The sequence below is a fragment of the Mojavia sp. genome (genome assembly GCF_059505145.1).
In genome coordinates, this window is record NZ_JCACKA010000155.1 from 1 (window position 1) to 10,519 (window position 10,519).

At 42.3% G+C, this 10,519-nt stretch carries 10 protein-coding genes; 6 read left to right on the forward strand and 4 right to left on the reverse strand.

The window, feature by feature from the left end; genetic code table 11:
- Window positions 1-684: 684 nt before the first annotated feature.
- A complete protein-coding gene (locus AC5JL8_RS38390) occupies window positions 685-1,242 on the reverse strand; it encodes a hypothetical protein (protein WP_495884914.1) in 558 nt (185 codons plus the stop codon).
- A gap of 342 nt (window positions 1,243-1,584) precedes the next feature.
- Complete coding sequence (gene mobV, locus AC5JL8_RS38395) at window positions 1,585-3,342, reverse strand: MobV family relaxase (RefSeq protein ID WP_495884915.1); 1,758 nt, start codon at window positions 3,340-3,342, stop codon at window positions 1,585-1,587.
- A gap of 579 nt (window positions 3,343-3,921) precedes the next feature.
- On the opposite strand from mobV, the gene AC5JL8_RS38400 reads away from it, so the two are divergent.
- The 5 genes from AC5JL8_RS38400 (at window position 3,922) to AC5JL8_RS38420 (ending at window position 7,050) form a co-directional block, all read left to right on the forward strand.
- Window positions 3,922-4,461, forward strand: a complete 540-nt coding sequence (locus AC5JL8_RS38400; protein WP_495884916.1) for a hypothetical protein — start codon at window positions 3,922-3,924, stop codon at window positions 4,459-4,461.
- A gap of 10 nt (window positions 4,462-4,471) precedes the next feature.
- Entirely contained in the window at window positions 4,472-5,176 is a 705-nt protein-coding gene (locus tag AC5JL8_RS38405; RefSeq protein WP_495884917.1) for a P-loop NTPase family protein, read from the forward strand.
- A complete protein-coding gene (locus AC5JL8_RS38410) occupies window positions 5,160-5,999 on the forward strand; it encodes a DUF6753 family protein (protein WP_495884918.1) in 840 nt (279 codons plus the stop codon). The genes AC5JL8_RS38405 and AC5JL8_RS38410 overlap by 17 nt, the downstream gene beginning before the upstream one ends.
- A gap of 129 nt (window positions 6,000-6,128) precedes the next feature.
- Window positions 6,129-6,332, forward strand: coding sequence for a hypothetical protein (locus AC5JL8_RS38415; protein WP_495884919.1), 204 nt, complete (start codon window positions 6,129-6,131; stop codon window positions 6,330-6,332).
- Between the two features lie 163 nt (window positions 6,333-6,495).
- Complete coding sequence (locus AC5JL8_RS38420; RefSeq protein WP_495884920.1) at window positions 6,496-7,050, forward strand: hypothetical protein; 555 nt, start codon at window positions 6,496-6,498, stop codon at window positions 7,048-7,050.
- Window positions 7,051-7,297: 247 nt separating this feature from the next.
- Here AC5JL8_RS38420 and AC5JL8_RS38425 read toward each other — a convergent pair whose 3' ends face one another.
- On the reverse strand, window positions 7,298-8,056 hold the full coding sequence (locus AC5JL8_RS38425; RefSeq protein WP_495884921.1) for a transposase: 759 nt from the start codon (window positions 8,054-8,056) through the stop codon (window positions 7,298-7,300).
- A complete protein-coding gene (locus AC5JL8_RS38430; RefSeq protein WP_495884922.1) occupies window positions 8,013-8,438 on the reverse strand; it encodes a hypothetical protein in 426 nt (141 codons plus the stop codon). Before AC5JL8_RS38430 ends, AC5JL8_RS38425 begins: the two co-directional genes overlap by 44 nt.
- 733 nt (window positions 8,439-9,171) lie before the next feature.
- Between AC5JL8_RS38430 and AC5JL8_RS38435 the strand changes: the two genes are divergently transcribed.
- Complete coding sequence (locus tag AC5JL8_RS38435; RefSeq protein WP_495884923.1) at window positions 9,172-10,503, forward strand: beta strand repeat-containing protein; 1,332 nt, start codon at window positions 9,172-9,174, stop codon at window positions 10,501-10,503.
- Window positions 10,504-10,519 lie beyond the last annotated feature (16 nt).

Below are 10,519 nucleotides of genomic sequence, written 5' to 3' on the forward strand. Positions count from 1 at the left end.
AAGAGCTATGAAGCTTATACAGCAAGCACTTTAGCTCTCTTGTCGCCCCTTGAACTAGAGGAGTTTATCTCTTCTAACTTAACCAAGGAAAAGGTAGCCAATTAGTTAAAGCCAAAGCCATTGCAATTACCTAAAGTCTGAGTGCTATAGGTTAGTGTTGGCCTGCCTAAAAATCTTGAATTCTAACCATACCCTGCATCTTGACAGTATTTTACTAGGCTCTCACATAACAATTACTGCACTCCCCATGCTCAGGCAAGGTGTGAGTAATGTGTTTCACAGTAACAGCACATTAAAAATACTGCTAATCCAATGTACAGGCAAGGTGTCAGTAATGTGTTCCACAGTAACAGCACATTAAAACTACTGCTAATCAATGTACAGGCAATGTAAAAGAGCAGTGTTTGCTGTAGCGGCAACGATTTTTCAAGCATTTCAGCCTTTGACTGAAAAAATTGCCATAGATTTACCATGAATTTGCCATGAAACTACCATAGATTTACCAAGGATTTAACATAACCTTGACATCTCAAACTTTGACAGCCCAAGACTTTTACATGAAAGTGACATGGATTTACCATAAAACTGCCATAGATTTACCATAGATTTACCATAAAACTGCCATGACACACTGAACAGCTTTATTACCCAAAATTTGCCATACTGAGAAAATCTTTTTTTAAATTAATCCTGCTCTTGTGCATTGGACTGTGGCGGGAAAAATTTTGGACGCTCACCACTACCCAACTGCCAGCCAGTGACTTTAGCCAAATATTTCTCTTCTGTCATCCTTTCAGTTTCAGCCAGCCGCTTTATTGTAGTAGGGGTCAAGTCCAGACGGCGTATGATTTCGGTTTTACTCAACCCCTCCCTGGCTTCCTTGACTGAGTAGAGGAACTTACCGCCTTCAATGCTGGTGTTCTCTGCTAGATGTTCTTCTACCCCACTAGCTAGGCTAATAGCTCCAGCTGCAATCAAGGCTGACCTTAGCTGCTGCATCTGCTGTTCTATCAGGGCAAGCCGGGGGGGTATGTTCTCTTGTTCTATTGCAGCCACCCTTGGCCCAAGGTCGATATCTCCCAGAGGGCGGCCATCTTTTTGAAGAAAGTGTTCAACAATCAGCGAGATGGCAGAGGAGACAGAACGCTGGTAGTTCTTGTCCATCCAGCTTTTAAGTTGCTCATGCACATCCTTCGGTAAATAGACTGTGACTTGTACACTCTTGCTATCAGCCTCTTCCATACATTGCCCTCACAGCTAGTCAAGGTGTTTACAATGTGCGTGTACAGTGGAATGCCTTACTTCAACATTGCCAATACTGCACTCTCCCTTATTAGTAATGTACCAAGTGCTGTTAAGTGCTGTACTAGAACATTGTTTAATACTGTTATTTACGGTATTAATAAGTTGTCATAACCTTATAACGCATTATTGGCACATTATTAATACTGCTAAACAACGTGCTGGCAATGTACTAATAATGTGAAACACATTAAACTAACATTACTATTAAGGCTAATTGCCCAAAATGCTTACACAGTAATGAATACAGCTTTTGTATTCTGCTGACGTTGCTCCTCTTCATCAAAGACTAAAACCCCGGTGCTGTTGTTTTCTGGGTTGCTGCTGTCGTCGCTGCTGTTGTTGTTGCTCAAAATTGAGGTAATTCTTCAACTCCTCATTCCAGTCTTTAGCATGAGGGAAATTAGCGACCGAATTAGGCAACACAGACATGACCTTTTGTGCCAACTCAAGACCAGCAGAGTCATTATCATAAGCAACAATCACAGACTTTGCTGGCAGCACCCGTAAAAAGTCCACAGGCACATGGCCAGCACCATCTGTAGATAAATAAAGAGTGCGGCGGGAATCAGTACGCTCTAAAACAGCAATTGACATTGCATCAATCGCAGATTCCACCAGTACCGCCCGTTGCACAGGGTCGCTTGACTGTCCCCCGCGCAGGAAATAAAACCAGCCATCAGAACGCTTAGAGCCACGAGCTAACCCTTTAAAATTGTTGTCTGTTCCTGCCGTCCCTCGCAAAGATGCCCCAGTGATTGTTTGACCATCCAGAGAACGACGAAGGAACACAGCATTTTGTTTGTTGTCTGCATATATCAACCCCTGCTCATGAAGAGTATCAACCAAACTACTAGGCAATTGACGCTCAGTTCTCAGGTAATTTCTCACCTGCTGCCATTTATCAGCATCAACAACAGGGGGAGTAAATTGAGGAACTGGTTGAGTTAGAACAACATCCTTGGCATAGTAGCACGTGGCCTCTAACATTGCACCTTCACCCAAACGGTCATTCAGCCAAGTGACAGCCTGCTTAAAGTCATATTGGTTAACGTGCATCACCAAATCAATTGCACCACCACCACCTTTAAGAGCCTTCCAGTCATAAAACTTGCTGCCAGTGATATTGATAATGTGTTCCGTGTTATGCCATTTATGTTTATCCTTGGGGTCTGCTTCTAAACCAAGCTGATATGCAACTTCTGCCAGGGGAAAATCCCGCACAGTATTAGCTAAATCTTGATATTTTTTCTGCCAGTTAACAGCTTCTTCTTTTTGTTTCTTAGCCTCTGCTAGTGCAATAGATAGTTGCAGTTGTAGTTGTTGATTCTCCTGGGCAAGATGAGCCGCAGTTTTCTCCATAACTGCACTTTTTTTCAATGCCCGTTGTCTATCAGCTACCTGTTGTTTCATTGTCTCGGTATCGAGATTAATATCAGGAGCTTTATTGATAGCAGAGTAATACTGTTGGATTCTTGTGTGCTTGGCTAAACTGCCTTTAATGCCCCGTTCAAGTCCCAAGGGAGCCACAGCAGTAGCAAAACTATCTTGCAACTCACTTAAGCGATGACGACTACCACCAAGCAAAGCGCGACAGTTGAGTTTACCCTTTTCATCCAGAGGAACCATATAAGCATGGATATGGGGTGTAGATTCATCAAGATGTAATTCGGCTCTAACGATGCGGTCGCCGTAGGAATTGATTAGCCATTCACAGGCAATATTTTGAAAGTCCTCTAGTCGTTGTTGATGATAATATCCGGCTCTGCCTGGGTCATCCGGTCGAAAGTATTCTGGGCTGGCAGTCAGCAGAAATTCAACAGCCATCACAGCATTCTTGCGAATCGTCTGGTTGCCAATTTTCTCTCTCACAATAGTTTCGAGATTTGGGGTGTTGATGCCGTCCGGCTCTCCAATGATGCGAATATTTTCTTTAGTTGGATCTGCGTTGGGGGTGTAGCGTTCCCGATTGGTGTGTCTGCCTGACCCACCAAGAGAGCCAGCCTTGAGTTTCTGGATTCTACAGATACCGTATGCCATAGCGAGTGGAGCCGATAAACTGAACGTTCAGTCAAGCAGGGGGAGCAGGGGAGGCTGGGGGAGAGAAGAAGTAGAAGTAATATAGTTTGAATTTGAATGTCATGCTCATTAACTTATATTGCTTAGAGCATCTAACTTGATTCAATAGTTGTTGACTAATAACTAATTCTCCCCCTGCTCCCCCTGCTACCCCAGCCCCCCTGCTTTTCTTCTTTCCCAGTAGTTGTAATTACTGTAACCTAAACGGGTATACTGGGGTTATGCCCCGCTTTCTCGAACGAACAATTTTGAGCGCAGCGACCCCTTTGGGGCAAAATTGTGGAGTGAGTAACAATAATACTGGCTACCCAACCCACGTCTTTCAGTAGCTCCGGCGGGGTTTTTGGGGATTCTACGAGCTACTGGGAAAAGAAGAATCGCTTGGCTTGGCGTTAGTCTTGGTGTGGGTTCAGCAGAGAATCTGGGGTAGGCGTTGGTTTTTGGTGTTAAGTAAAGTTTAGTTACTAAGTAAGTTTTTATTTTTTTCGGCTTTTGCTTGATGTTAGGATAAGTGAAATTTTCAGCCGCATAGCAGAATAGATGGTACGCACAAAGCCGGGACAAAAGATTCCTTTGGAGAAAGTTCAAACAACTTTGTCGGAATTAGAGAAGTTAGAAGATAAGGCTAAAGAAGAACTATCACTGCGAGAGAGTATTTCTTTTCTGCGCGAGAAGTTACAATCGGCTTTGAAGAAAGGCTATAGTTATCAAGACTTATCTCTTATACTTGCAAAACAAGAAATTAAGATTTCGGCAGCTACACTTAAGCAATATTTAACTGAGATTGAAAGAGAGAAACGTTCTCGCAAGCGAGGAGCAAAGTCAGAACAAGTTAAGCAGGCTGATTCGGTAACTGAGAATTTACCAGCAGATGATGCCAATGTAGAAGAAGGTACATTAACATCAGATTCTACTAAATCTGTATCTGATGTAGTTGATGCTGCTGTAGCGAGTCAACAGGAGCAGTCATCAAAAGAATTGCAAGAGCCATCAGAGAAAATTACTAAAGGTAGTAAACGACAAACACCAAAAACACCATCATCAAAAGATGATATCTCATCTGACTTTAATCAATATTAGGGTATTGGATATGCCAACGATTCATTTGATAGATGGTGAAAAGGGCGGTGTAGGAAAGTCTCTAGTAGCTAGGACAATGATTCAGTATTGTCTGGATAAGAAAATGCCGTTTGTACCAGTGGAGACGGATAGGTCAAATCCAGATGTAGCTGGAGTGTACAAGGGAATATGTCAGTTGGCTGTGTTTACAGAGGATGAAAAGCAAGCTGATAAAGCGGATAGAATCTTTGAGTTAGCGATGAGCAAGACAGTGGTTGTCAATTTAGCGGCACAATCACATCGAGCAGTTCAATCCTGGATTGAGAAGAACCAGTTAATTGAACTGGGTGAGTCAGAGGGAGTAAGTTTTTGTAAGTGGTTTGTGTCAACAGGAGGATATGACAGTCTAAACCTGTTTAGACAGTCTGTGAATAGCTCTGGTGACAAAATTTCTCATATCTTGGTGAAAAATTTCGGGTTATGTGATGACTGGGAACACGTTAACTCAGATACTGCTATACAAAATATAGTAAAAAAGTATAATATCAAGACTATAGATTTTCCGAAACTTGCGTATAAAGAAAGAAATATCATAGACCAGAATCGATTAACGTTTGCTGAGGCAAGAGCGTATAAAGAATTTGGAATAATTAGTAAACAGAGAGTGGTAAATTTCCTCAAGCTTGCTTACGCTGCTTTTGAAACAGTAGGTATCTGGTATGAAGAGGTTAAATAAGAAGGCTCTGGAAGTCTTGGATATATGTCTAGCATCCGAGCCGCCGTCGGTTAAGGCTAAGGTATATGAGATTATAGAGATAAGTGAACTAGACCCATCAGATCCAATGTTCTTGGTGTTAGCTCTGACGGGACAGATGCGAGTCTTGTTAGAAACGGCTCCGACTGAATTATCTGAACTTTTAAATGAGTGGAAAGAGAAATCACAAGAGAGTTTAGAGTCAATTCAGCAAGCGAGAAGTCAATTTCAAGTCATGCAGCAAGAACAGGCTCAGACTATGAAGCGGACTTTAGTGGAAGTCAGTCTGGGTTATGTGGGGGAAATGAAAGAAGTAGGCATGGCAACAACATCAGCGATTGCCCAGGCGAATCAAGAGACGCTGAAACAAGCATCCTCTGCGGCATCAGAGGCGGCGCGGTTAAAGGAGGAAGTTGCTGTTCTCTGCTCTAATGTGAAGCGGGAGAGGGAGATTTGGGCAAATCAAATGCAGGTTTTGATGAACCAAGTCTCTGAACCAATTGAAAACCTGAAATATGCAAATCAACTAGCTAATCTGGTCAAGAGTGAGATTCAAGAATTTCGCTCAAAAGCAATATGGATGCAAGTGTTTGAGTGGTTTACGCCACTGACAGCTTTGGCTTTGGCTACGGGGGCTGGTTTTCTTTGTGGTTTATTTGTGATGTTGTGGAAGTACAACAATGATCAAAATACTTTGGGGCGGAATTTGGTGGAGTGGAATATTGACCGAATACTCAAGTGCCAGCAGGATAAAAATAAGAAATGCACTATTTGGATTGTTACTCCGCCACAGAAGAGGAATTGAGTTTGTGTTATTAAGCCTGCCCACTTTTTTGCAGCAAATTCGTGACCAATTTTGGACAGGTTTTTCCCAAGGTAAGAAGCGCTTGGGAATGATACGGGTGCAACTCTAGAGAAACAGGGTAGAGAGTTGGTGTTTACCCATGATGAACGAGGTGAGATTTTTCGCGTGTCCCTCAACCGAAATCAGTCGGGTGAGCTTGAGTATTCACTGATTAATGTGGGAGACATAGAGAAAAAAGACATTCAGTTTTGGCACGATTGCAACCAGATATTGCAAGAAATAATAGAAGAACAGCAACAATCAATCAGACATTCCTTAGGAATGTCCCTCTAGCCTCTCCACAGGACTAAATTGAACAAATCTTTGATACCCATTGAAATATGGCAGAATGTAAAAGATGTATTGCTGACGTATTTTTCAGTCAATAAACATTAATCTGAGGCAATTTACTTGTATTGGGGAGCAGAAATTTCAGGTGAACATAGAGGCATAGGTAATGGGTGAAGCAAAACGGCGTAAACGGTTAGACCCAAACTATGGTCAGGGCAAAAAACAGATAGCTATGGATCTACAGCAAATGATTTATAGCTCCCCAATGGTTCAAGAAATGGCTATTAACCAACTGTTAGAACAGTCAGATTTTTGGTTAAAAAAGACGGATTTACTTTATGAACCTGTTGGACATTCGCTACAGGAAAGGTTCTTGTGGACGACGCTGCCAATGCCCTCAAAGCAAAATACAGCCAGAAGTTATTTTACAGAAAACGAGTCAGCTGTAAGAAAGGCAATTTATCCACTAGTAGAAAGGTTTGGAGCAGGTTGGATTTATCAACTTGGTAATCTTGACATTAACATGACTTATTTCCACTACATTCCCGCTACTCAAGAGAACTTAGAGAACCTTGCACAAGAACAATTCTGTGGCTCTATGGGTCAAACTATAGAATTTACCATCCGTACAGTGCTGCAAAAGTGGGAATGGGGTAAATGTGTTCCCGTTATCGCTACTAGTGTGCGACAACAAGACCCGATTTGGATTTATCTAGTATGAATAACGCTTACCGCAACCTAGTGGCGATCGCCTCAATGAGTCATAACATAGATTTTAATCAATGCCTATCAAGTAATAATAATGAAATTAATTATGTTCTGGGGCGGTTTTAAGAAAGCCTTGTAAGAAACGGAATTGATTGACTTACCCAAAAGCTCTATTTATAGGGATTTTGGCTGCCATTACTGCATAACTTCCTTGCCCGGTCGCGCCTGGGAACTGAGGGGGCCTGACAAGTGTAGGTATTTTACAATGAGGAGGAGTAATAGAAAGCATCAACAGGAGTAGGAGGGAAGGAACTCCAACGATGAAGATGAATTGACAAACCATTAAGCAAATCAGCAATCAGGGTAATAAAACCCAGAAGAAAACAAGAAATCTGACGTAATGGTTTTGGATTAAAAGGCTTAGAAAAGGCGATATGTTTGTTGGGAAGTTGTTGGTAGTTTGGGGTAGGAGATTGATTTTCTGCTTCGCCACCAAGCATAACCATCCACAATGTTGCCAAGGCGATCGCTAACCAGAGACGTTCAGCACGTTGCGGTGAGAGCAAGCGAGTATTATGCCACTGCCAACCATCAGATTTGAGATCACGGTAAACACATTCGGTTGAAGGACGCAAACCATACCATAAAACATCGGCTTGATTTGGTTCCAGGTCAGTTAACACTAACCAAGGATCTTTATAGCCAATATCCCAACGTGCTAATAGAGTACATTCGAGTGGATTAGTTTTAAAGCAAACAACTCGAGCAGACCTTGATTGTCCAGGTGTATTGACAACTTCGGCAAGCGGTCGCCAAGTACGGCATGGTGGTATTTGATAAGTTCCTTGATGATTAATACGTAGAAATGGATGCCAGTTAACGCCCACAATCATTTCATAGAGCCAATCTGCATACAGTCCTCGGTCGCAAGCCACAATCACATTCCACTGTTGAGGAATCACACCTTTGAGATGTTTAATGAGTTTTTGCGCCTTGTGGTTTCCAACTTCCAGGTTCACCGGCCTCAACAATGCACCATGCAATCGGGATTCCACACCCTGCTAGCAGTACATTAATTGACAAAACCGTGAATTTGTTACTAATACTTGTTGCATCCAGTGCTAAAGCAATTTGCTCAATTTTTGTGGGTAATAGATTAATTACCCACAACAGTAACGGTGCAAAACAACTGCTGACATCAAGGCTACAACGCTGATCTCCTTTTTTGGCTTCTGCTTCCTGATACCATTCTTTTAAGCGTTGACGTACCGTATTTGGTTTTTCTTGATTGATACTGGCAATAAATTTTGACACCTGTGTCAAACTACTCGATTTTGTCATCACCATGCCAAAACTCCATGTTGCCAGTCCTATCGCTTGCGGTATCGATAGATGAGGCATGTGCTCTGACACTATACAAGACCACTGCTTGAGATACTTATTCTTCAGCATCTCATGCAGCCTACCTACGTTGGTTCTACATTTTATTTTCTTGTTTTTGTTGATGAACACTCACTCCTATGTAATAAACCTACACCTGTCAGGCTGAGGAGGCTGGGGAGGCTGGGGAGGCTGGGGAAGACAAAGAATTTAAGTGGATTTAGTATAGTTTTAGGAGCAAAATTTACTAAATCTTTCTCTTTCCTCCCCCAGCTACCCCAGCTACCCCCGCAACGCCAGCTCATTTCACGACGATCTCACTTTTTCGCGTTGCTCCCCACTCGATTTAGCCTATAACCTTAGTCAAGGCAGATTTAGTTCTCTTTAGATTTTCTTTACGAATCAGCTCTAAGTAATTTTTGATTACATATTTGGAATTTTTCTCACTCACTTATTTATACTTCTCGAAGAAGAGTACACAAATTAATCTAAGAGAAACCACACACGAAAATCTACATTTAGAAATGTAGTTGCAATACCCTAACCTATAGCTGACTTTTCACCGGATGTGGAAAAGCTCATTTTAAGGATTTTTCCAAACGCTGATTTTTCGCTTTTATATTTTCATTAATCTCTGATTATTGGGAATCAACCTGTGAAAAAAATATGTTGTTTAGTTGTTTGAAAACTTAGCGTGAAAAGTTATAACCTCTAAAAATGATCATGTGTTAAACCTTTGTACGGTAAACAAGTTATGCCTGATTCAAAAACGGTTGTTTTAGACATCAATGGTTGGTATTTAGAGACGAACCCTTCAACTTTGTTAGGCAGATGGACTAATTTTAAAGATGTAGTGACCGTCAATACCACCGATTCTATTAGTATTAAGATTCTCTCCGGTATCACCGTTAATACCTTAGGCGGTGACGACAAAATTTCTGGCACTAGCACTCAGATCGGAATCCAAAACGACGGCACTATCAATACTGGATCTGGCAACGACAAAATTTCTGGCACTAGCACTCAGATCGGAATCCAAAACGACGGCACCATCAATACCGGATCTGGCAACGACACAATCACTGGCACTAGCACTAACACTAGTTACGACCCATTTTTCCAAAGCTCTGGCATCAGAAACAGAGGTAATATTGATACCAGGTGTGGTAACGACACGATTACAGCGACTAGCAGTAAGCTGTTTAACGGCGGCGGCTCAAACGGTGGAGTTCTCGATAACTCCGGTACAATTGACACCGGGACTGGCAACGACACAATTAGCTCCACTGGCACAGTTGATCGTAGTGGAAGTGGCAGTGCTATCGAAAATACTGGTAGCATCAATACTGGCGCTGGTGACGACAGAATTACTGGTATAATAAAGGGTATTGGCAACTTCGTAGGTATATTCAACAAAGAAAGCAGCATCATCGATACTGGCGCTGGTAACGACACAATCATTGGCACAGGGCCTAGCACTGGTTTGGGGGGAATCCTCAACGAAGGCATCATTAATACTGGTGATGGTAAAGACTCAATCATTGGTAATGCTGACCTAAACGGTATTGTCAACAGAAGCATCATCAATACTGGTGATGGTAATGACTCAATAACTGGCAATGCTACGTCGTCCAATAACAATGGAGGCTCTGGAATCTTAAATTCCTTCGGCACCATCGATACCGGCGCTGGTAACGACACAATCATTGGCAGTGGCGACATAGGGATCTACAACAGCCCCTTCCTCGGCAGTAACAACAGCACCATCAATACTGGTGCTGGTAACGACACAATCACTGGCAGTGGCAACGTAGGGATCTACAACAGCCCCTACTACGCGAACAACAGCAGCAACAACAGCACTATCAATACCGGTGCAGGCAATGACACTATTATTGGTAATGGTTTAAGCGTTGGTATTTACAATGACGGTATCATTAATACTGGTATAGGTAACGACATCGTTGATGCCCTCAAGGGTGGCTTTTCTAGCTTTAATCCTCCTCCCCCATCTGGAGGTATACCACCTAGTTTTAATGGCTTAGGTTTCAAGGGGCGACAATCGCCTGTAAACCAAGCCAGCTAAAGGTTTTGGGCTTACA